The organism is Micromonospora sp. NPDC048169 (genome assembly GCF_040652815.1).
Classification (GTDB): domain Bacteria; phylum Actinomycetota; class Actinomycetes; order Mycobacteriales; family Micromonosporaceae; genus Micromonospora.
The window spans coordinates 1-21,502 of sequence record NZ_JBEZMS010000042.1 but is presented as its reverse complement, the minus strand read 5'-3'; the positions used below and the strand labels follow the sequence as shown (position 1 = coordinate 21,502).

The window sequence follows — 21,502 nt, the reverse complement described above, 5'->3', positions numbered from 1 at the left end:
ACTCCTCGCTTCTGTTATCGTCAGTGAGAACATTACCGGAGGCGATAACAAAAGAGGAGCCGCTGTGGCACTCGACACCGTGGAGCTGTTGCTGCACCCGGTCCGGCTGCGCATCGTCCAGGCGTTCCTGGGTGGCCGCACGCTCACCACCGCCGACCTGCGCGCCGAGCTGAATGACGTCCCACCGGCCACGCTCTACCGGCAGGTGGCCACGCTCGCCGACCACGGCGTGCTGCACACGGTGGGACAGCGGCAGGCCCGCGGCGCCGTCGAACGCAGCTACCGGCTCCACGAGGCCGCCGCGTCGGTCGACCCGGACGAGGCACGGGCCATGAGCCCGCAGCGGCACCGCCAGGCGTTCCTCACCTTCGTCGCGGGCCTGCTCGCCGACTTCGACGGATACCTCGACGCCGGCGGGGGAGACCTGGCCCGCGACGTGGCCGGCTACCGGCAGAACGCGTTCCACGCCACCGACGACGAGACCGCCGAGTTCGTCACCCGGTTCCGCGAGCTGTTCGCCGAGTACGCGGCCCTGCGCCCCGGCCCCGGCCGCACCCGGCGGCTGATCACCACAGTCCTGCTGCCCGCCGCCGATCAGGAGCCGCCCGCCGACCGCCGGTGACCGAGCACGATGTCCGCCACGGCGGCGCCGAGCGCCAGCACGACGATCCCGGCGGCGAGCAGCAGCGAGTGGCGGAACGCCGTGCTCCAGTCGCCGCGGTCCGCGGCGAGCGTCGAGAAGAACAGCGCGCCCACCGCCGCGATGCCGGCGGCCGACCCGATGCGCTGCCCGGTCTGGAGCATCCCCGCGCCGCTGCCGGCCATCGGCACCGGCACCTCGGACAGCGTGAGCGTCTGGTTCGGCGCGATCACCAGGCCGCTGCCCAGCCCGGCGACCAGCAGCGGCAGCGCGGTCCGCAACGGCACGTTCTCGTGCGGCCCGCCGGCCAGCACCAGGTCGGTCGCGACCAGCCCGGCCACCACCGCCGCCAGCCCGATCGCGACGAGCGGACGGCCGTACCGGGTGACCACCCGGCCGCCGAGCGCGGAGGCGAGCGCCGAACCGAGCGCGAACGGGGTGATCGCCAGGCCGGCCACGAGCGCGCTGTAACCCAGGCCCATCTGGAGGTAGAGCGTGAAGATGAAGAAGATCGCGGTGAAACCGGCGAAGTAGATGAGGCCGATCAGCGCGCCCAGCGTGTACGAGCGCACGGTGAACAGCCGCAGGTCGAACAGTGGCTGCGCGCGCCGGGCGTACCGGTGCTCCCAGAGCGCGAACCCGGCGAGCAGCAGCAGGCCGGCGGGGATCAGCAGCCACTTGCCCGCGCCCCGCCACTGCTCCCGCTGCACCAGCGGCAGCAGGATCACCGTCACCCCGGCGCCGAGGAGCAGCACACCGAGCGGATCGAGCCGGCCCCGGCCGGCGGGGTTGGTCGGCCGGGCCGGCATCAGCCGCCAGCCGAGCAGCATCGCCACGATCCCGACCGGGATGTTCACGAAGAAGACCCACCGCCAGCCGTGCTCCGTGCCGCCGAGCTGGATGAGCAGCCCGCCCAGCAGCGGGCCGACGGCGGTGGAGATGCCGATGGTCGCACCGAGCAGCCCGAACGCCCGGCCCCGGTCCGCACCCCGGAACAGCTCCTGGATCATGCCGCTGACCTGGGGATTCACCACACCGGCGGCGGCACCCTGGACGAGCCGGGCCACGACCAGCCACTCCGGCGAGCGGGCCAGGCCGGCCAGCGCGCTGGTCAGCGTGAACAGGCCCACCCCGACCACGAACGCGGTACGCCGCCCGCGCGCGTCGCCGAAGCGCCCGGCCGGCACCAGCACCAGGCCGAACGTCAGCGCGTACCCGGACAGCACCCACTGCAGGTCGCTCGGCGTGGCCTGCAACGCCCGGTCGATCGACGGCACCGCGACGTTGACGATGCTGACATCCAGCAGCGTCATGAACGCCGCGATCAGGCCGACGCTCAGCGCGCGCCAGCGGCGCCGGTCGTCGTACCCGGGGGTCGACGCCCGGCCCTCGCTCATCGTGCCCCCCACTGACCGTCGCTCACCCGACTCCGATCGCTACCCGGTGCCCGGTGGGGCAAACGACCCGATCACGCCACCTGACGCGCGCACCACCGGGGTCCGAAGTCCAGACCTGACATCGGGGAGTCCTCGCGATGCAGCAGACCCCGCTCGGTGAGCGAGTGCAGCGGCTCGCGCAGCTCCTCCTCGGTCATCCCGGTCTCCTGGGCGATCAGGTCCGGGTAGGGGACGTGTCCCTGCACCTCCAGCGCGGACACCGCCTGGTAGACCCGTTCCTCGACGGCGGACAACTGGACCTGAGGCATCGCTTCCCTCCTCGGCGTGGACCGCCCGCCCCGCGGACGGCCGGCGACCGGCGGTTACCCGGATGCGCGGCGATGATGCTCACCCGTTCGGCTGCCGTACCGGGCGGTGCGGCACGGCGGTGCCCTAGGCTGCTCCCGTGATCATGGATCTCGTCGTGGTCGGCGGCGGACCCGCCGGACTCTCCGCCGCGCACGCGGCGGCCAGTGCCGGCGTCCGCACGCTCGTTGTCGAACGGGCCACCCATCCGCGCTACAAGACCTGCGGGGGCGGCCTGATCGGGACGTCGCTGGCCGAGGTCGCCGGCCGCGTCGAGGTGCCCGCCCACGACCGGGTGGACCGGCTCACGTTCACCCGGGACGGGCGGCGCGCGTTCACCCGCCGGCACCCGGCGCCGCTGGTCACCATGATCCGCCGGGAGGAGTTCGACGACCGGCTGCGCGCCGCCACCGTCGCCGCCGGGGCGCAGGTCCGCGAGGGCGTCGCGGTCCGCGCGATCGAGCAGGACCCCGACGAGGTACGCCTGCGCCTGGCCGGCGGTGAGCTGGTACGCGCCCGTACCGTCATCGGCGCGGACGGCTCCTCCGGCGTGACGGCGCGCCACGTCGGGGTGCGCTTCCGCCAGGTCGACCTGGGCCTGGAACTGGAACTGCCGGTGGACGCCGCCGAGCGGGACCGCTGGCGCGGCCGGGTGCTGCTCGACTGGGGGCCGCTGCCCGGCTCCTACGCGTGGGTGTTCCCCAAGGGCGACCGTCTCACAGTGGGCGTCATCGCGGCCCGGGGCGACGGTGACCGCACCCGCGCCTACCTGCGCGACTTCACCGACCGGCTCGGACTGTCCGGGGTGAGGCCGGAGCACGACTCCGGCCACCTGACCCGCTGCCGCAGCGGGGACTCCCCGCTGCGGCACGGCCGGGTGCTCGTCGCCGGGGACGCCGCCGGCCTGCTGGAGCCGTGGAGCCGCGAGGGGATCAGCTACGCGCTGCGCTCGGGCCGGCTGGCCGGGGAGGCGGTGGCCGCCGGTGACCTCGACGCGTACGCCCGCGAGGTCGACCGGCGGCTGACGCCGGAGATGCGCGCCGGGCACCGGCTGCTGGAGGTGTTCGAGCGGCGGCCCGAGGTGTTCCACGCGATGCTCGCGAGCCCGCCCGGCTGGCGGATGTTCGTCCGGTTCTGTCAGGGCCGGGCGAGCTTCGCCGAGGTGCTCGACCGGCGTCCGGTGCGGGCCGGGCTGGCGCTGCTCGACCGCCTGCCCGCGAGGGCACGGGCCGCGGCGGTCGTTCAGCACGACTGAGCGTCCCCGCGTCAGGGGACGATGACCGCCCGCCCCCGCACCTCGCCCCGGCGCAGCGCCTCGTACGCCTGCGGCGCCTCGGCCAGGGGGAACGTGTGCACGTCGGCGTGCAACCGGCCGTCGTGGGCCAGCGCGATCACCTCCTGCAGCTCGGCGCGGGTGCCCCAGAACGGCACCACCACACCGGCCTCGAACGGCACCGGCGGCGGCTCGTCGGCGACCGGCCGTACCGGCAGGGTGCCGCCGGCCAGGCCGACCAGCAGGATCTGCCCGCCGGTGGCGACCACCTGCCGGGCGGTGTCCAGGGTGGGCTGCGCGCCGACGAAGTCGAGCACCACGTCCGCGCCGTCCGGCGCCGGCCCGACCAGCTCGCGGATCCTCTCCACCGCGTCCGGGCCGGCCTGCACGGTGTGGTGCGCGCCGAGCCGGGTGGCCAGGTCCAGCGCGGCGGTGTTGGTGTCCACCGCGACGACCCGCACCGCGGTGGTGGCCAGCAGGATCTGCAACCCCATGTGCCCCAGGCCGCCGATGCCGATCACCACGCAGGAGGTGCCGGGCCGCAGCCGGGGCCGTGCCAGGTCCACCGCGTGGTACGGGGTCAGCCCGGCGTCGGTCAGCGGCGCCGCCTGGGTCAGGTCCATGTCACCGACAGGCAGCAGCCGGGACGCGGGCATCACCACGTACTCGGCGAGCCCGCCGTCGCGGCTGAGCCCGATGCCGCCGACCGGGGTGACCCGGCAGCGGTTCTCCTCGCCGCGCAGGCAGGCCCGGCACCGGCCGCAGCCGATGATGCCGTAGACGGCGGCCCGATCGCCGGGCGACCAGCCGTCCACACCGGCGCCGACCGTGTCGACGGTGCCGGCGACCTCGTGGCCGAGCGTGATCGGGACCGGGAACACCCCGGCCGGCGCGTCGAGGATGTGCAGGTCGGAGTGGCAGGCGCCGACCGCGCCGACGCGCAGCAGCACCTCGCCGGGGCCGGCCTGCGGCGTGGGCACCTCCGTGTGCTCCAGCACACCGGGTGCGGTCATCCGTACTGCGCGCATGGCTCCTCCACCTCGTCGCCGAATCGTCGCGGCGGCATACCCCTGCCGGAGCGGTTGATGCGGGGACCTGAGGGGTGGGCGCACAATGCGCTCATGAGCGAGCCGGCCGAGTCGTTCACCGACGAGGAGTACGCGTTCCTGCGGCACGTCCGCTTCGGCGAACTGCCGGTCCGGGTACGCCCGGAGGAGCGGATCGAGTCCGCCGAGACCGAGTTCCCGCCGGACCGGCCGGACCCGGTCGGCGGGGAGTCGGAGTGGCATCTGCGCGCGGGCGGCTGACGGGGCCCGGGCCGCCCGGACCCCGCCGCCCCACGGTCAGAAGACCGGCACGCCGTCGCGGACCAGCTTCCAGTTGGGTACGAAGAAGTCGGCCGGGTCGATGACGCCCCTGGCCTGCGCCCAGTCGATGAGCAACTGGCGGATCTCCTGCTGGGCGTTGTAGACCTGGGTCTTCACGATGCCCGGGAAGTTGCCGCCGCCGCTGCGCCGGTAGTTGTTCACCGCCACCACGAACCGGGCGTCCGCCGCGACCGGCGTGTCGGTGCCGGCCAGCACCAGGCGGGTGATCCGCTGCCCGACCGGCCTGGCGATGTCGATGTCGATGTCGACGCCGGAGAACACGTCGTAGTTGTAGTCCGGCACGTTGGTGTCGTTGATGTTCTCGACGTCGACAGTGGTGCCGACCGGGAAGGTCTTGAAGTACTTCGCCGAGTACTCCAGGTACGCCTTCACCTCGGCGCCGGTCAGCACGACCGCCTCCAGCGTGTTGTCGTACACGTAGAGACCCGCCACGTCGCGGATGCGCACGTCGCCCTGCGGGAACACCGCGGTGCGGCTGAACGGCGCGGCGATGGACAGCACCGGCAGGCCCGCGTACTCGCCGCCGGCGAGGGCCTCGGTGACGACCTCGGTCTGGACGTGGTTGATGAAGTCCAGGATCGGGGTGTCCTTGTACCGCGACTCGGCGGCGGACAGTTCCACGCTGGACCGCGCGACGACCCGGTTGACGTACTCGACGGTCTTGGCGTGCTGGCCGCGTACGGCCGCGAGCACCGCCGGGTCCTCGACCACGGTGTTTGTGTTGAGCGTGGTTGCCGACTTGGCGGTGACCGTCCAGCGGCCCTTCTCCCGGGTCAGCGTGAAGTCCATCCGGGTCAGCCGCTGGCCCCACTTGGACGGCTCCGAGGTGAGGACCCGCTCGCCGGTGGTGCGGTTGGTGACGAACTTCTCCGGCACCTCGTTGTGCGCGTGGCCGAACAGGATCGCGTCGATGCCGGGGACCTGCTCGGCGATCAGCGCGGTCGGGTTCTCGTTCGGCAGCTCCGGGCCGTAGCTGGAGGTGCCGCTGTCGCCGCCGTGGGCGGAGATGACCACCAGGTCGGCGCCACGACGGCGCATCTCCGGCACCCACTTCGCGGCGGTGGCGACCATGTCGGCGAAGACCAGGCGGCCCTCGACGTTGCCCTTGTCCCAGATGGCCACGCCGGGGTTGGTCAGGCCGAGGATGCCCACGCGCAGCTTCGGTGCGCCGTGCCCGCCGAGCTTGACCTCCTTGATCACGTACGGGAGGAAGGCCGGCTTGCCGGTCTTGGCGTTCAGCGCGTTCGCGGCGAGGGCCGGGAAGCCGAGCTGCTCGATCCAGGTCGCCAGCAGCGGCAGGCCGTAGTTGAACTCGTGGTTGCCGAGCGTCACCGCGTCGTACTTGAGGATGTTCATGGCGCGGGCCATCGGGTGCGTCTCACCGGTGCTGGTGATCGGCTCCTGCTTGGCGTAGTAGGTCGCCAGCGGCGTGCCCTGGATGGTGTCACCGGCGTCCAGGACCAGCGTGGCCCGGCCGGTGCGCTCGGCGCGGATCTGGTTGACCAGTGTGGCGAGCTTCGCGACGCCGACGTCGTTGTGCTTGCTGTCGTCGAACTCCGCGTCCCTGTAGTAGTCCCAGTTGTAGACGTTGCCGTGGGTGTCCGACGTGCCGAGGATCGTCAGGTCCCAGGTCTTCGGCTGCTTCGGCTTCGCCCCGGCGGGCGCGCCGGCCAGCAGGGGAGCGGTCGCGGCGGCGGCCGCGACGGCCAGCACCTGGCGCCGCGAGGCGCCGGAGGAGGAGGTCATGAGGTGCCTTTCCGAATGGGGGGTACGCGCCTCGTGGGCGCCGCTGCGCACCATAACCACCACATGTCACCTGCGCCACACCGGCCCGAACTGTTTCCCTTCCGGTCACGCGCTGCTGTTTTCCCGCCGGTCACCGGGGTAGGGGCGCATCCATGAGCGAGGACCAGTTCACCCAGCAGCACCCGGCCGAGCAGTACGGACAGCGCGCGGGCCAGCCGTCGCAACAGCAGACGCCGCCCGGCAACGAGCAGGAGATGGGGCCGAAGCCCGACCACGGTGAGGAGTCGTACCGGGGCAGCGACCGGCTCACCGGCAAGCGCGCGATCATCACCGGCGGTGACTCCGGCATCGGCCGGGCCGTGGCGATCGCGTTCGCCCGCGAGGGCGCCGACGTGCTCGTCACCTACCTCGCCGACGAGGAGGAGAAGGACGCCCGGGAGACGGTCGCCCTGATCGAGCGGGCCGGGCGCACCGGCGTCGCGGTCCGGTGCGACCTGCGCGAGGAGGACAACTGCCGCGCCCTTGTCGACCAGGCGGTACGCGACCTCGGCGGCGTCGACATCCTGGTCAACAACGCGGCGTACCAGATGTCGCAGGACAACGGCCTGCTCGACATCACCACCGAGCAGTTCGACCGGGTCTTCAAGACCAACGTGTACGCCATGTTCTGGCTCTGCAAGTTCGCGGTGCCGCACATGAAGGAAGGCTCGACGATCATCAACACGTCGTCGATCCAGGCGTTCGACCCGTCGCCGCAGCTGCTCGACTACGCCACCACCAAGGCCGCCATCGCCAACTTCACCAAGGCGCTCGCGCAGAACCTGGCCGAGCGCGGCATCCGGGTCAACGCGGTGGCGCCCGGCCCGATCTGGACGCCGCTGATCCCGGCCACCATGCCGAGGGAGAAGGTGAAGGAGTTCGGCACCGACACGCCGCTGGGCCGTCCCGGTCAGCCGGCCGAGCTGGCGCCCGCGTACGTCTACTTCGCCTCGCAGGAGTCCAGCTACGTCACCGGCGAGATCCTCGGCGTCACCGGTGGCCGCCCGACGAAGTGAGCCGTCGCCCGCCCGCCCGGCCCCCTTGGCGGCCGTCTGTTTCGCGCCGGCCGTCTGGTTCCGCTGCTCAGCGGGGCCAGGCGGCCATCCGGCGGCGTACCTCGGCGATGCCCGGCGCGTCCAGGCCGTAGCGGGTGAACCGCCGGTCGGCCAGGCCGTCGAGGTAGCGGCCCGCCGCGCGCACGTCCTCGTCGTCCAGCGCCGGGTCCACCTGCCGGGCCAGCTCCAGCAACTGCGCCACCGTGTACCGGTCCAGCGCGGCGGACACGTCGATGTAGTCGCGTACCTCCCGCCGGTTCACCAGCGCGGCGGTCTTGTTGGCGATCAGGTCGCGCACGTCCATGACCGGGCCGAGATCCATCACCACCGGGCTGCGGTGCCGGTCCAGGCGGGCCAGGCTGAGCCGGATCTGCCGCCCGTCCCGGCTCACCACGAAGTCGCGCAGATCCCGGTCGAAGCCGTCGAACACCTCGCCCAGCCCGCCCGGATCCACCTCGGTCACCCGGTAGCCGGCCCGTTCCAGCGCCGCGCGTACCCCGTCGGCCGCAGCGGCGGCGGCGCCCTCCACGTCGGCGAACAGGTCGACGTCCTCGGTGGGGCGGGTGACCAGGCCGTGCGCGGCCCACGCGACGCCGCCGCCGAGCACGAAGCGGTGCGGGCCCGCGGCGGCCAGGGCCACCCGGGCCACCTGCCGGTAGAACTCGTGCGGGTGGGTCACGCCGGGAGCAGGCTCCGGTGCCGGCCCTCCCAGGCCAGGCGTACGCCCCGGGGCAGGTTGAGCAGCGGCCACAACCGGCGCAACGTGCCCGCGTGGATCAGCTCGCGCAGGTCCTCCACGCGGGTGGTCTCGCGCAGCACGTTCTCGTACATCCAGAGCAGCTCGTCGGGGTCGCCCAGGTCGAACGCGCGTTCGCTGCTCCACATCAGGCGTACCGGCAGCTCGACGATGCCCGTGGTGGGACCGGCCAGCTCGTCGAGGGTGCGCGCCACCACGGCGGGTCGCCCGGGACGGGCGAGGTACGCGTGCGTGCTGACCGACATGGCATCAGGGTAACCCCAACCCGGCGCCGTTCCCCCCGCTCCCGCCCACCCCTCAACCCGTCGATCATGAAATTAGCGGCACCCGCCGCCCGATTCGTCCCCGCCTATTTCATGATCAACTGGGCTCGCCAGGAGATCTTGGTGCAGAACCGCCCTCATCGGGGCGGTCCCGTACCAAGATCTCCTGCCGGGGCGGGCGCGGGGGGCGGTGCGGTCCGCGCCGGGGGTCGGACTGTGCGACGTTGCCGGGTCGGCGTGGACAAAGCGGACATCCGGCTTCTGCGAGGGCTCGAATGGGGAGTGGGCTGGGGCGGTTGAGATCTTGGAGGATTTTGGCCCCCATGAGGGCCGTTTCCTTCCAAGATCTCTCTCGTGGGGTCGAGCCGGTCCGCCCCCGGTCGTCGATCATGAGGTTGGCGGCGGCAAAACGGACACCTGATGCCGTCAACTTCATGATCACCAGCCCAGCCCAGCCCAGCCCAGCCCAGCCCAGCCCAGCCCAGCCCAGCCCAGCCCAGCCCAGGGCGGCGCGGTGCGGTGCGGTGCGGGAGCGAGTGGACGGGATCGGGCGGGTAGGTGACGGTGTCCGCGGGTGGGCGGGGTGTCGGGGTTTGGGGGTGGTCGGGGACACCCCGGTGGCGGAATCGGGGACCGGGCCGGGGCGTTATACCTGGTGCACGACCGCAGCAGCGCGCCTCCCGCACCCCAGCCGGGGTGGGCGGCACGGCCCCGGGAATGACGGGTGGGCCGGTGGTCGTTGCACATACCTCCGGCCACGACCTCAGCCCCGCGCCGTCCGGCGTGAGCGGGCGCGGCGTGAACCGGACCGACCCCCCTTTTTTGAAGAGCGCCTGACGGTGCTCGCACCCGCACCGCATCCCCCCTTCACGGCGCGGGCGTCGACCCCCGAATGGAGCCCCCCATGAACAGCATCCTGCGTAAGAGCATCCTCGGTATCGCCGGTCTGACCGTCGCCGGTGGCCTCGCCGCCGGCCCCCTCAACCACACCGACAGCACCCCCACCACCCGGGACACCGCCGTCACCACGACGCAGGCGGCCACGCTCGACACCGCCACGCTCATCCCGCACGGCGTCCAGGGCACCCAGTCCCACATCGACCTGACCGACGAGCAGACCGCCAACGTCAAGGCGATCATCGCGGCGACGAAGAAGGCCGGCATGGACGAACGTGCCGCCGTCGTGTCGATCGCCACCGCCCTGCAGGAGTCGAAGCTGGAGAACCTCGGCCACCTCGGCGACCGTAACGACCACGATTCGCAGGGCCTGTTCCAGCAGCGTCCCTCCAGCGGCTGGGGCACGGTGGAGCAGATCACCGACCCCGAGTACTCCACGACCGCGTTCCTGAAGGGTCTCAAGCAGGTCGACGGCTGGAAGGACATGCCACTGACCAAGGCCGCCCAGACCGTCCAGGTGTCGGCCTATCCCGACCACTACGCCCAGTGGGAACAGCAGGCCGCCGACCTCGTCGCCCAGCACTGGAACAGCTGACCCGGCGGTGACCGGGGTCACGACGAACGAGCGGAAGAACCGTGACCCCGGTACCGTTGTGCAGAGCGTCGGTGTGTTCAGTGTCCCCGGGCCTCACCTAAATTGCCTTCGCGGAATACCGTTCGGCTGGAGCCGCGTCGCGCCACTCGCCGAGAGGCGACATGCACACCGACGCCGACTCCGCCCCCGGCCCCGGCCGGGGGCGGAGTTCGTCGCGCCACCGATGATCTGTCCAGCCGACGACAGTTGCTTGTGATCACCCGCCGGGCTGTGATGATCTCACCGATGTGCATGCATGGACGTGGGCGCCGGACCTGACCGGCGGCCGCTCGCCTGGACCCCGCCCCGCTCCCCGTCGCCCGAGTTTTCGCTGACCCATGGCGTTCGACGCCGAGCGTTACGACCGCGAGGTCATCAAGCCTCTGCGGGGTCACCACGGGCGCCTTCCCCCCGGTGACCTTGCCGCCCGCTACGCGGTGGAGCCGGGCTGGACCCGCGCGGAACTGATCCGTCACCTGACCGTCGTACGCCGCTTCTGGCAGGACAGCGCCGTCGGACCGGACAGCCGGGCGGAGATCTGCCGGCTGCTCATCCGGGCCGACGAGGAGCTGATCCGCACCGTCGGTGACTCCATGACTGATCCGGCCTGGTGGCAGGAGCACGGCGCCAGGGCGTCGCGGCCGCGGGAATCGATGCGGAGGCGAATACGCGACGCGATGGCGGAGGCCCGGCACTTCGCCGCGCCACCGCCCACCACGGGTCCGGCGCCGGTGAGGGCAGGCGGCGGCGCGGTGGATCCGTCCTGGCAGGCCGAGGTCCGCTCGTTCGTCCTGGCTCGCCTGGAGGATCCGGCCGGGGCCACCACGTCCCCCGTGCGACCTGCCGACACCGCAGGGGGAGCAGGGGCGGACCGCGAGTCCACCACGGCCGGCGACACCGGGTCCGCCACCACGGCAGGAGTCCCAGAGCTGACCGTGTCGGTGCTTGGTGCTCGCGGCGACCGGTGCCGGGTACGCGTGTCGTGGCCGGACGCCGGTGGCCGAGAGGTCCGCGTGCACCGCTGCGCCTCGCCGCCGCCCTGGACGGTGGGTTCCGCGCTGCCGATGACGGTCTTGGACACCTTCGGCGAGGAGCTGACCGGCGCCAGGGAGACCAGTGACGGTGAGACCGGTTTCGTCGCCGAGGTCCCCGTCGGCTACCACCTCTACGTGCCCTTCGTGATCGACGGGGAGCGGCTGACCGCTGGCCGGTTCGTGGCGCTCGGCATCGCCGAGCCGGTGCGACGGCTGCAGGCGGAACGGCGGGGCGAGGACGTCGTCCTCACCTGGATCTGGCCGCACGGGGCGCGGCGGGCCGTCGTGGAGTGGCCCGCCCCGGGCGGGACCATGCGTCACGAGGTGACCCGGTCGGCCTACGCCGGCGCGAACGGCTTCCGGATCCCCGCCGGCACACGACAGTCGGTGGCCCGGGTCGTCGTCGTGACGGACGTCGTCGGCGACGAGGTGCGGTCGGCGGTACGGGAGGTCACCCTGCCGGCGCGCCCGGTGGCTGTCTCCTACTCGTTGCACCGCAGCCCGCTCTGGCGGGCGGGACGACGGCGGATCACCGTCCGGCTCCAGGCGGACGCCGTGCTCGTCGGCGTGACGGCGACCGTGGTGCTCGGCTCGGAGCCCACCATGCCGGGAAGCGTCGAAGAGGGGTCCGTGCTGGCCGTCGCCGAACACCTGGAGCTGCGCCCCGAGCGGCCGCACGACCTGGAGGTGGCGGTGCCGTCGCTGCCGCGGCGCGCGCATCCGTACTGGATCCGCTGTTTCGTCCACGGCCCGGTGCCCACCGTGGTCGCCCTGCCCACTGTCGGATCGATGAAGGTGACCTGAGTTGTCTGAGGTGGTATGCCCGTTCTGCTATGAACGCATCGACGGCACGGCGTTGTGGTTCCAGTGTCTCGGCCAGGGCGACGCCGACCATGACGGATGCCGGACGCGGGTCGACGAGCAACGCCGGCGCAGGACCGGGTTCGGCTCGGCGGTACTGCCCACCTTCGCGCCGCCCCGTACCCAGCGGTTGCGTCCGGCACGCCTGGCGCTGTGCCCGCACTGCGGCGGGCGTACCGGCGTCCGCGCATGCCCGGAGTGCCACACCCCGCTACCGCCCAACTTCGGGCACTCGGCCAGCCCGATGATCGCGATGTTCGGCGGTAAGGGCACCGGCAAGTCGGTCTACCTGACCGTGCTCGCCCGGCAGCTGCGCTCGGCGGAACTGCGCCGGCGGTTCGGCGCGGGCATCCGGATGACCGGCGACCGGCAGGGCGGGTCGGAGTCGCCGTCGCGCTGGCTCGCCGACAACGTGGAACGGATGTTCACCGAACACAAGCTGCCGGCGCAGACCGCACCGAACCGGGAACGCCGTCGCGAGCCCCTGGTCTTCGAGTGGCGCAGCGAGCACCGCAAGTGGGGCCGCACCACCTACCGCACCAGTTACCTGTCCTTCCACGACACGGCGGGGGAGGACGTCGGGAGCCTCAGTGGCGCACACGACCTGGCGTACGTCGGCGCCGCGGACGGGCTGATCCTGCTGCTCGACCCGTTCATGCTCCCGGAGGCCCGGGAGCGGCTGCGGCTTCCCCGATCCGCGATCCGCTCCACCGAGGAGACCATCGAGGTGGTGGACCGGCTCACCCAGAGCCTGCGCGCCAGCACCGGGGTCAGCGGGAGCGAGCGCATCGGCAAGCCGGTCGCTGTCGCGTTCGCCAAGATGGACGCCTTCTTCGACGTCCTGGGACGGGAACACCCGCTCTGCCAGGAGCCGCGGCCCGGGCCCGCGTACGACGAGCGGCTGGGCCGGGCCACCCACGAGGCCGTAGCCGCGTTGCTCCGCAGCTGGAAGGGCGACGACATCGAGCAGCTCCTGCGACAGAACTACCGGACGTTCCGCTACTTCTGCGTCTCCGCGCTCGGCGCGCCGCCCGACTACGACAACGCGCTCGTCGAGCCCGGCGGTGTCCGCCCCTACCGGGTGGACGAGCCGCTGCTGTGGCTGCTCAGTCTCAACCGGTTCGGCGTCGTGCCCCGGCAGGACTGAATGACCGGGCGGTTCGACACCCTCATCTACACCGACTGCCGCGAAGGTCAGGGGCTGCTCGGCACACCGGGACTGCAATTCCAGTCCCGGTCCACCGGCGCGGACCAGGGCGCGGAGGCGGTGGTGCAACACTGCCTGCTCTACGAGCCGCCGCCCCGGTGGATGCGGGAGCGGCGTGCGGCAAACACCTATCCCGTCTCCTTCGCCCACGTCTGGGACGGGCTCCTGGCCACCGCGACCGGCGTGTACCTCGGCAGGGAGAGCGGCGGAGGGCGCGAGGGCAACCATCTCACCCACGCGATCGTGACAAGCGACCCGGCCTCCTACGGCCTGGTCCGCCCGGCCCAGCTGTTCGGGGCGCCGTTCTGGACAAGCGAGCCGGCGGACGGGCCCGGCTGCCCGCCGATCGAGGCGGGCTGGCAGCCGGGCCCGTTGGGCGCGGTGGACGCCCAGGCGTTCGTGCGTGGATCCCCGGAAGGCGCCGCTCTGCTCACCGCCCTGTTGTCGACCCTGCGGGACGGCGCCGGCCGGCGGATCCTCTTCGTCGCGCAGGAGCCGGCTGAGGTGCTGCGCTGGGTGACAGCTGTGACACTGCTCCTGCCGCAGCGGGTCGCCCTGCGGACCGGCTTCAAGGTGTTCACGCTGGACCCCGCGTATGCGCCGCAGCGGATCCTGGCCGTGCATCCCGACTGGGCCGGCCCGGCCGCCGACCTCGACAACGACCAGGGGTTCCTGGTGGTCGACCTGGTCCGGCAGGTGTGGACACCGACGCCCGAGACGCCCGAGGCACGGTGGTGGACCGAGCTCTTCCTCACCGAGGACCCCCTGGACGTGGTCGACGCGGTGGAGGTGGCGGCCGCGGCCGGGCTGCCCGGCGAGGCCGGGACCGAGGTGGCGCTGGCCGCGATCCTGCGTCGCCTGCCCGAACGGGAGGATGTCGGGCCGCTGGTTTCGTGGCTGCGGCACGGGCCTCCGCCGCTGGTGCGCCGGTACGGCGGCGGAATCGTCGACCTGCTGCTGGAGCACGTCGACCGGTGGCCCGCGAGTGTGTTGCGCGACCTCGACGAGGCCGGCCGGACCGTCACCCCCGGCCGGCACGCGGTCCGGGTCCGGACGGCCCTCATCGACGCGGAGCGGCGGGAGGTGGCGGCAACGGGACGGGTGCCGGACGAGCCGGCGCCGCCCGCTCCGCCGGCGTGGACCCGGGACGACGAGGAGCGGGCGCTCCGGCCGTGCGTCGAGGCGCTGCGCACGGCGCCGCCCGAACAGTTCGACGCGCTGCTGCGGCTGTGCGGACGGTTCGGGTTGCGGCCCTCGGCCGCCGACCTGCGCCCCGGCCTTTGGCAGTTCGTCCTGGACTGGGCGGACCATCCGGACCGTCCGTACGAGCCGCAGACCTGGGCCTGCGCGGACGAGGTCGTCGGTCTGCTGCGACAGGAACTGGGTCGGCGGCTGCTGGCGGAACCGGCGGTGGCCGGCGTGCTGGGCGACCAGTGGTGGGACGTGCTGTTGCGGGAGCCGATGCGACTGGACGAACCACTGGATGCCGCCGTGGTGGCGGCCGCGCTGCGGCACCTGCCCAGGTCGCAGCGGTACGACCTGGTGGGTCAGTGTCTGCGGACCGCGATGGCCGCACCACAGTGGATGTCGATGATGAACCGGACGGCGGCCGTGCTGTGGAGTGCACGGCCGGTCAGTCGGGTCGAGGCCGACCTGCTGCGGCGGACGGTGCCGGCGGGCACGCCGCTGGACCCCCGAACCTTCCACGTCCTGGGCATCACGGTGCTGAGCTACCAGGCCGACCCGGAGTTCGTCGACGCGGCCCAGATCCTGGTCCGGCACGGGCTGTGGACGCTGCCTCCCGAGGTGGCGCAGGCCGTCGACGGGTACCGGGCGCTGGATGTCGTACGTGATCAGCTGCGCTCCGATCGGCCCGACCTCGGCGCGCTCGGCCAGGCGGCGGCACGTCTCCCGCCCAAGCTGGTGGAGGTGCGGACGCCGGAGCTGTGCGACAAGGTTGTGGCCTCCCCGGCGGTGGCCGCCGCCGTCATGGTGCTTCTGCACGCGCCCCGGCTGGCCGAGGCGTGTTCGCGGAAGCTGCGCGCCGAGCTGGGCATGAACTCCCGGCCGGTCCACGTGGTGCTGGCCTTCGTCCTGGTCAACGCCGAGCAGCAGTCGGCGCAGATCGCCACGATGATCCAGGCAGGGGTCCGGACCGACCTCGACCAGCGGGTCCGCACCGCTGTGGCCCGCTGCTCCCAGAAACGCCTGGGCGAGATGACGGTGCAGGCCGAGAGCCTGGGACCGAAGTGGTCGGAACTCTGGAACGCCCTCGTACGGGCCGACCGGCGAAGGCTGATGCGCTGGCGGCGCGCGGACGGGCGGTGACCGTGTCCAATCCGGCCGTCCTCCTGCTGACCGCGCTCGTGGTGCTCGTCGTGCTCTACGGGCTGGCCACTGTCACCATCGCGCCGTTGACCGTCTACGCCCTGCTCGGCGGCGTCCTGGCCGGGCTGGCCCTCGGCCTGGCCGAGGCGGTTGCCGTGTTCGGCGGGGTGGTGGACGTCCCGCGCGTACGGACCCCGCACGACGAGTTCACCGCCCGGCTCCCCCGGGGACGCCGGCCTGACTACGCCTGGGTCCACTACGCCCACCGGCAGGCCGGGTACGACCTTCGGCACCTGGCGGAGCGTTGCCACGGCCGGGTCGGCGGCATGTGGCGGCGTGGTTGGCAGGACCTGCCCACCATGCCCCGCTACCACCTGCGACTCCAGGGGCCGGCACGCGACCCGGACGTCCCGCGCCCCGCCGTCCGGTCGAGGACCTGGACGATCGTCCTCTTCTGGCCCCTGCTCGCGCTGCCGGTCGCCGGTCTGACCGGGCTGACAGTGGGGGTCGTTGCCGCGCTGCTCCTCGTCGGCGCGGTCGTCGCCCTGGTGGCGGTGCCGGCCTGGTTCTGGACCCTGGCGGTGGCCGCCTTGTTACGGGCGGGCGAGCGCCGACGCCGCCGTCGGCGCGGCACTCGTCTCTGCTGTCCGCGTTGCTACTTCCTCATCGACCTTCCCGAGTACCGGTGCTCGGGCCGGCACGGCCGGGACGTGCCGGCGGGAGCCGAGCGGCATCGGATGCTCCGTCCCGGGCTTCAGGGTCTCCGGTGGCGCCGGTGCGGATGTGGACGGAAGCTGCCGGTCGGGCCGGCCGCGGCCGGCCCCCGGCTGCCGGCGTACTGTCCGAAGTGTCAGACGTCTCTCGCCGATGGCAGCGGGGCGAGCAGCGAGGTGCGGATCGCGCTGTTCGGCGCGGCGGCAGCCGGCAAGAGCACGTTGGTGGAGGCGCTCACCGCCGGGCTGGTCGCCCACTTCCCCGGCGGGCAGTGCCTGGTGAGCCGGGTGGAGGGCGGGGGACAGCCGCCGCGGCCACTGGTGGTGACCGTGACCGTCCAGGGCGGCACCGGGACGGCCCAGCGCCTCCAGTTCTTCGACGCTCCCGCCCGCGGGCTGCTCGACCCCGTCGTCTGTCGTTCGTACGCCTACCTCTACGGCACGCGGCACTTCGTGTTCGTCCTCGACCCGCTGGCCGCCGGGCTGGTGGGTGGCGTCGACGTGCCGGAGCCGTGCGATCCGCTCGACGCCTACGAACTGGTGGTGGGATGGCTGCGCAACCGGGGGGTCGATACCGGGCGATGCCGCCTCGCGGTAGTGGTCTCCCGAGCCGACCACCTGCGGCGCCTGCTCGGTGGCACCATGCCGGCGCCGGACCGGGTCCGCTCCTGGCTCGACGAGCGGGGACTGGACCAGTTGGTGATCACGGCCGCCCGGGACTTCGCCCAGGTGGGTTACTTCCTCAGCGGCCGGGACGAGCCGGCCCCGGTGGAGCCGCTGCGTTGGCTGCTGCGCGGCCGGCCCGGGGTCGGTGCGGAGGTGGCCCGTGCGCTCCGCTGACCTGCCTCCCTCCTACCGGGCATACCGGTTGGTGATCCTCGCCCTGACCGCCGCCGCGACGGGCGCGGGGACAGCCTGGTCGGTGCGGGCCGGGCTGCCGCAGGGAGCGCAGCGCTGGGCGGCGCAGTTGCTGGAGACCTTCTGGGCGGTGTGGACGGCCCTCGACTAGGACCCCGGCTGCCCTGCGGCCCCGCCGGCCTCGCGGAGCAGCCGGGCCCGCTGCCGGTGCCGCTCGGCCGTCGCAGGCTCGCCCACCCGGTCCCAGGTCTCGGCGAGGTCCTGGTGGTTGGCCATCAGAAGGGCGCGCAGGGTGGCGTCGGCGGGGTTCTCCCGGAACAGCCGGGCCAGCACGTCCCCGGCCTCGGTGAGCGCCTCGATCGCCGCCTCCACCGGGCCCGTCTCGGCGAGCATCCACGCCTGCTGCCGCAGCACCTCGGCCAGGTCCCGGCCACGGCGGGACGGGTCGCCGGTGGCGAGCTGGCGGTGCAGGACGACCACCTCCCGCAGCACCGTCGCTGCCTGATCCGCCCGGCCGGTGGACCGCAGGAGCATGGCCTGGCAGTGGCGTGCGGTAGCCATCTCCGCCACCGGCGCCGGAACCGTGGCGCCGATCAGGGCCACCGCCTGCTCGCAGGTGGCCAACGCGTCGTCCGCCGCGCCGAGGTCGGCGAGGTCCAGGGTCTGTCGGAGCAGCGCCCGGGCCAGCGCGACAGCGTGCCGGTCCGGCTCGGCGGCGTACCGCTCCCGGTAGCGGCGGACGCACTGGTTCTCCACGGCCAGGGCGGCGGCCGGGTCGCCGCTGCGACGGTGCAGCATGGCCAGCGTGGCGCGGGCCTCGTTCAGCAGATCATCACCCTCGGGCGCCCCTGCCGCGACGACCTCCTGTCCGTGCGCGATGGCGAGCCGCGCCGCCTCGAACCCCTCGTCGACGCGTTCGAGGTCGGCCAGCACCCGGGCCCGGCGGTTCTCCGCGGCGCACAGCGGCCCCCTGGCGTCCCGGGAGCCCCGGGAGATCAACCGCTGGTACTGGGCGACTGCGCGGTCGGCGCTGCTGAGGGCCTGCGTCGTCAGTCCGGTCCGGGCCAGGTGGCCGGTCTGTGCGTCGAGCGTCGCGGCCAGCGCGCGTACGACGCGGTCGACGGACTGCGGCCCGGCCCGCTGCGCCAGCCGGGCCCGCAGCTCGACCTCCTCGGCGAGGACGTCGGTCACGGCGTCGGCCGCGCCCTCGGCCAGCAGCCGTTCCCGGTGCCGCGCCAGCGCGTCCGCCAGCGGGGTCAGGTAGCGGTCCCGGTCGGACAGCCGGCGGAAACCCGCGACGAGCCGTTCCGAGACGGATGCCGGCTGACCGGCGAAGAGGGCCGCCGGGTCGGGCAGCCCGTCCGCGACCGCGCGCAGTGTGGATTCCGGGGTGTCCGGGTCGGCGACCAGCCGCCGTAGCCGGTCCACCAGGACCGGTGGCAGCACCGAGGTCCGGGACCGGGTCTGCTCGAGCAGGGCGAGCAACAGCGGGGGATGGCCGCGGACGACCCTCCAGACCGGCTCGACCAGCCGGGGATGCCTGTGACAGCCGGGGCCGAGGATCTGCATCGCCCGCCGGACCTGGTCCGCCGAGCGGTCCGCCAGGATGCCGGTGACCAGATCGGGGTGGGCCAGGACGGCGGGCACCACGATCTCCGATCGCAGGTCGTCCGGCGTGACGGGCGTCCAGTACCCCTCGGGGCCGCCGGGGTAGAGCTCGTGCAGCCAGTTCGCCAGCCGGTGCAGGGTCGGCCGGTCGGTGGCCATGTCCGGACGCAGCCGGCTGATGAGGTCCTGGGCGTCGCGGGCCGTCGCCGCCCCGTACAGTGTCGCCGCCGCCACGTACCGGTCGAGCTCGCCGGGCCGGGCGTACGAGATCTGCGCGGCGACAGCTGCGTCCTCCCAGTACCGGCGTTCCCTCGTCGCGTGCGCGGCCGTCAGGTCTTCCGGGGTCACCGGCGCCGGTGCGCGCAGGGTGCGCACGAGCATGCGCAGGGCGACGATGTGCAGCGACAGCGGGGTGGCGTACCGGTCGTCACCGACGTCGGGCAGCCGCATCCGCTCGCCGTGCTCGCGCCAGCGATCCGTGCCCGCAGCCGCGTCCAGAGCCTGGGACAGGCCGCGCAGGGCTTCACGCAGCGCGCTCTGCCGCGGCGGGCCGGCCCGCCAGGGCGGGTCCAGCCGGTCGACAGTCGCGTCGCCGACGAGCCGCGACGGGCCGGTGCGTCGCAGCTCCTGCCACCAGTCACCGGCGGCCCGCGTGATCAGGAGCAGGTGGGTCGACGCGACGCGGTCGGCTCTGGCCAGCTCCCGCCGGACGGTCCCCGGCCGGGTCTCGGCCTCGTCGATCACGACCAGTTCGCCGCCCCCGGCGAGGGTGACGACGAGGCGTCCGTCCGTGTGGCCCTCCGCTACCGGGGCGGCATCGAGCTGGGCGATCAGTTCGACCAGCAGCCGGGTCTTTCCGACGCCCGGCCCTCCCGTCACGACCCGCAACGACGGCCCCGGCAGGTCCACCCAGCGACGCAGTTCGGCGAGTTCCCGGTCGCGGCCGGTGCACCGTACCGCCCGCCGCCACGGTGAGAGCAGGTCCCGCATGCCGTCGGCAGGCGCGGATCCGGGTGCCGGATCGGGCGTGGCGAGCGGACCGGCATCGTCGTCGGGGGCGGGGCGTGGCGTGGACGCGCCGGCCAGCGGCGTCCCGGCCCGGTCGAGCCGGGCCCGGGCGGTGAGGTTGACGACGGCGAAGGGCCGGCTGTCCGGTCCGAACCCGGGGTGCCCGGGCCCCGGGGTGAGCGCGGTGAAGTGCGTACGGGCCACGCCCATCCGCGACTGGACGGTTCGGGAGAGGTGCTCCAGCAGTTCGGCCGCGCGGGCCATCTTGGGCCGGCTCAGGGTGTCCAGCAGGAGCGGCTGCACACCCTCGACGAACGCGTAGCGGCCGGTCCGCGCGTCCACCACCCGCAGCAGACCGCTGAGCAGCACCTCGGCGAGTTGGGACGGGGTGGCCCGGCGGAACATCGCCTGCTGGATGTAGCGGATGACCGGCAGCACCGGCTCACTCATCGCGACGTAGGCCGCGAGTTCGACGGCCTCGGGCGAGGACGAGGAGCGGAACTGCCGGACCCGCCGCGAGGGCGGGAGGTGCCCTCCGTGTCCGGCGAGGACGGCGTCGCGCTGCTCACCGGTCACGGCGGTGACGGCCGCGGTGACCGCCGGGGCACCCGCGACGAGCCGGGTCCAGCGGCCGAACCACGCCGAGTCGATCTCCAGCACGGGCACCACGGCCCCGCGTGGTGGCGGGGACCCGTCGAAGGGCTCGAACCGCAGGTCGGAGTTGGGCGCGCCGGGACGGGGCGTGCTGAGCAGCCCGGGCGTCGTCCGGCTGCCGGTCCGTGACCACATCCGTTCGGGCAGCGGCTGGAGGACGGCGACCGGCCCGCGACGCGCCCACCGGTGCAGCAGGGCGCCGGCCGCGCCGGTGTGCCAGATCCGGTCCACGCAGTCGCTGACGACGAGGATCACCCGACGGCCGCTGGGATCTACCAGTTCGGCGCCGGTGCGCGGGTCGCCACGCCAGGTCGACAGCCTCGCCCGGCCGGCGTCGTCCCGGTCCAGCCGCCATTGGGCGACGCGCCGGAAAACCCCCGCGGCGGCGAGGGTGTCCACCACTTCGCCGGCCAGTTCCCGCCATAGCGTCATCGACGCGGTGCTGTCCACCACCACCGCCAGGTCCAGCCAACGCTCGGTCGCCGGGACCATCACCGCCGGCCACGGTCGGCCGCCCAGCAGGTGCTCGGCCGCGACGCGTACCGTCGCCTCCTCGTCGAGGACCTGTTGCCGGGGGGACGGCACCCGCCGGGTCAGCGGTCGCAGGGTCCGCTGCAGGCCCAGGCGGTCACCGAGCGAGGCCGACTGCGGCACTGTGATCTCGCCGGCCCGTATCGTGCCGGGCGCGGCGGGCGCGGCGTGCAGCGGCGTGGTCGCGGGCCGGGATGCGAAGGTGTCGGCTTGATAGCGATTGCCCCTCGCCCGTTCCTCTTCTCTGTGACATGCCATAACCTCCC

17 protein-coding genes are annotated in these 21,502 nt (G+C 73.4%); 10 read left to right on the top strand and 7 right to left on the bottom strand.

Annotated features, from left to right (window positions below; translation table 11 throughout):
- Positions 1 to 64: 64 nt before the first annotated feature.
- Positions 65 to 622, top strand: a complete 558-nt coding sequence (locus AB0D28_RS25825) for a helix-turn-helix domain-containing protein (RefSeq protein ID WP_357389823.1) — start codon at positions 65 to 67, stop codon at positions 620 to 622.
- On the opposite strand, the gene AB0D28_RS25820 is transcribed toward AB0D28_RS25825, so the two are convergent.
- Together AB0D28_RS25820 and AB0D28_RS25815 are read right to left on the bottom strand one after the other, a co-directional pair.
- The gene (locus AB0D28_RS25820; protein WP_357389821.1) at positions 595 to 2,037 is read right to left on the bottom strand and encodes an MFS transporter; all 1,443 of its coding nucleotides are present in this window, start codon (positions 2,035 to 2,037) and stop codon (positions 595 to 597) included. The two genes, AB0D28_RS25825 and AB0D28_RS25820, sit on opposite strands and share 28 nt — an antisense overlap.
- Positions 2,038 to 2,108: 71 nt before the next feature.
- Complete coding sequence (locus AB0D28_RS25815; protein WP_043323944.1) at positions 2,109 to 2,345, bottom strand: hypothetical protein; 237 nt, start codon at positions 2,343 to 2,345, stop codon at positions 2,109 to 2,111.
- A gap of 143 nt (positions 2,346 to 2,488) precedes the next feature.
- Between AB0D28_RS25815 and AB0D28_RS25810 the strand changes: the two genes are divergently transcribed.
- Positions 2,489 to 3,637: a geranylgeranyl reductase family protein gene (locus tag AB0D28_RS25810; protein ID WP_357389865.1), complete on the top strand. Its 1,149-nt coding sequence runs from the start codon at positions 2,489 to 2,491 to the stop codon at positions 3,635 to 3,637.
- A gap of 11 nt (positions 3,638 to 3,648) precedes the next feature.
- Here the strand turns inward: AB0D28_RS25810 and AB0D28_RS25805 are convergent, their stop codons facing one another.
- Positions 3,649 to 4,683 (bottom strand): NAD(P)-dependent alcohol dehydrogenase, encoded by a 1,035-nt coding sequence (locus AB0D28_RS25805; RefSeq protein WP_357389819.1) that lies wholly within the window; start codon positions 4,681 to 4,683, stop codon positions 3,649 to 3,651.
- A gap of 93 nt (positions 4,684 to 4,776) precedes the next feature.
- Between AB0D28_RS25805 and AB0D28_RS25800 the strand changes: the two genes are divergently transcribed.
- Entirely contained in the window at positions 4,777 to 4,962 is a 186-nt protein-coding gene (locus AB0D28_RS25800; RefSeq protein WP_357389817.1) for a hypothetical protein, read from the top strand.
- A 36-nt stretch (positions 4,963 to 4,998) separates the two neighbouring features.
- Here AB0D28_RS25800 and AB0D28_RS25795 read toward each other — a convergent pair whose 3' ends face one another.
- The gene (locus AB0D28_RS25795) at positions 4,999 to 6,789 is read right to left on the bottom strand and encodes a 5'-nucleotidase C-terminal domain-containing protein (protein WP_357389815.1); all 1,791 of its coding nucleotides are present in this window, start codon (positions 6,787 to 6,789) and stop codon (positions 4,999 to 5,001) included.
- Between the two features lie 152 nt (positions 6,790 to 6,941).
- On the opposite strand from AB0D28_RS25795, the gene AB0D28_RS25790 reads away from it, so the two are divergent.
- Positions 6,942 to 7,844, top strand: coding sequence for an SDR family oxidoreductase (locus AB0D28_RS25790; protein ID WP_357389813.1), 903 nt, complete (start codon positions 6,942 to 6,944; stop codon positions 7,842 to 7,844).
- A 67-nt stretch (positions 7,845 to 7,911) separates the two neighbouring features.
- Here the strand turns inward: AB0D28_RS25790 and AB0D28_RS25785 are convergent, their stop codons facing one another.
- Positions 7,912 to 8,562 (bottom strand): nucleotidyl transferase AbiEii/AbiGii toxin family protein, encoded by a 651-nt coding sequence (locus AB0D28_RS25785; protein ID WP_357389811.1) that lies wholly within the window; start codon positions 8,560 to 8,562, stop codon positions 7,912 to 7,914.
- Positions 8,559 to 8,885, bottom strand: a complete 327-nt coding sequence (locus AB0D28_RS25780; RefSeq protein WP_357389809.1) for a hypothetical protein — start codon at positions 8,883 to 8,885, stop codon at positions 8,559 to 8,561. The genes AB0D28_RS25785 and AB0D28_RS25780 overlap by 4 nt, the downstream gene beginning before the upstream one ends.
- 922 nt (positions 8,886 to 9,807) lie before the next feature.
- Here AB0D28_RS25780 and AB0D28_RS25775 point away from each other — a divergent pair.
- The 6 genes from AB0D28_RS25775 (at position 9,808) to AB0D28_RS25750 (ending at position 17,586) form a co-directional block, all read left to right on the top strand.
- Positions 9,808 to 10,395, top strand: coding sequence for a hypothetical protein (locus AB0D28_RS25775; protein WP_357389807.1), 588 nt, complete (start codon positions 9,808 to 9,810; stop codon positions 10,393 to 10,395).
- A gap of 377 nt (positions 10,396 to 10,772) precedes the next feature.
- Positions 10,773 to 12,272 (top strand): hypothetical protein, encoded by a 1,500-nt coding sequence (locus AB0D28_RS25770; protein ID WP_357389805.1) that lies wholly within the window; start codon positions 10,773 to 10,775, stop codon positions 12,270 to 12,272.
- A gap of 1 nt (position 12,273) precedes the next feature.
- The gene (locus AB0D28_RS25765) at positions 12,274 to 13,476 is read left to right on the top strand and encodes a zinc ribbon domain-containing protein (RefSeq protein ID WP_357389803.1); all 1,203 of its coding nucleotides are present in this window, start codon (positions 12,274 to 12,276) and stop codon (positions 13,474 to 13,476) included.
- Positions 13,477 to 15,864 carry a GTPase-associated protein 1-related protein gene (locus AB0D28_RS25760; protein ID WP_357389801.1) on the top strand — a complete coding sequence of 796 codons (2,388 nt, stop codon included), beginning with the start codon at positions 13,477 to 13,479 and terminating at the stop codon, positions 15,862 to 15,864.
- Positions 15,861 to 17,417 (top strand): hypothetical protein, encoded by a 1,557-nt coding sequence (locus tag AB0D28_RS25755; RefSeq protein ID WP_357389799.1) that lies wholly within the window; start codon positions 15,861 to 15,863, stop codon positions 17,415 to 17,417. Before AB0D28_RS25760 ends, AB0D28_RS25755 begins: the two co-directional genes overlap by 4 nt.
- Complete coding sequence (locus tag AB0D28_RS25750) at positions 17,404 to 17,586, top strand: hypothetical protein (RefSeq protein ID WP_357389797.1); 183 nt, start codon at positions 17,404 to 17,406, stop codon at positions 17,584 to 17,586. The genes AB0D28_RS25755 and AB0D28_RS25750 overlap by 14 nt, the downstream gene beginning before the upstream one ends.
- Here the strand turns inward: AB0D28_RS25750 and AB0D28_RS25745 are convergent.
- Complete coding sequence (locus tag AB0D28_RS25745; RefSeq protein ID WP_357389794.1) at positions 17,583 to 21,494, bottom strand: SAV_2336 N-terminal domain-related protein; 3,912 nt, start codon at positions 21,492 to 21,494, stop codon at positions 17,583 to 17,585. The two genes, AB0D28_RS25750 and AB0D28_RS25745, sit on opposite strands and share 4 nt — an antisense overlap.
- Positions 21,495 to 21,502: the final 8 nt, after the last annotated feature.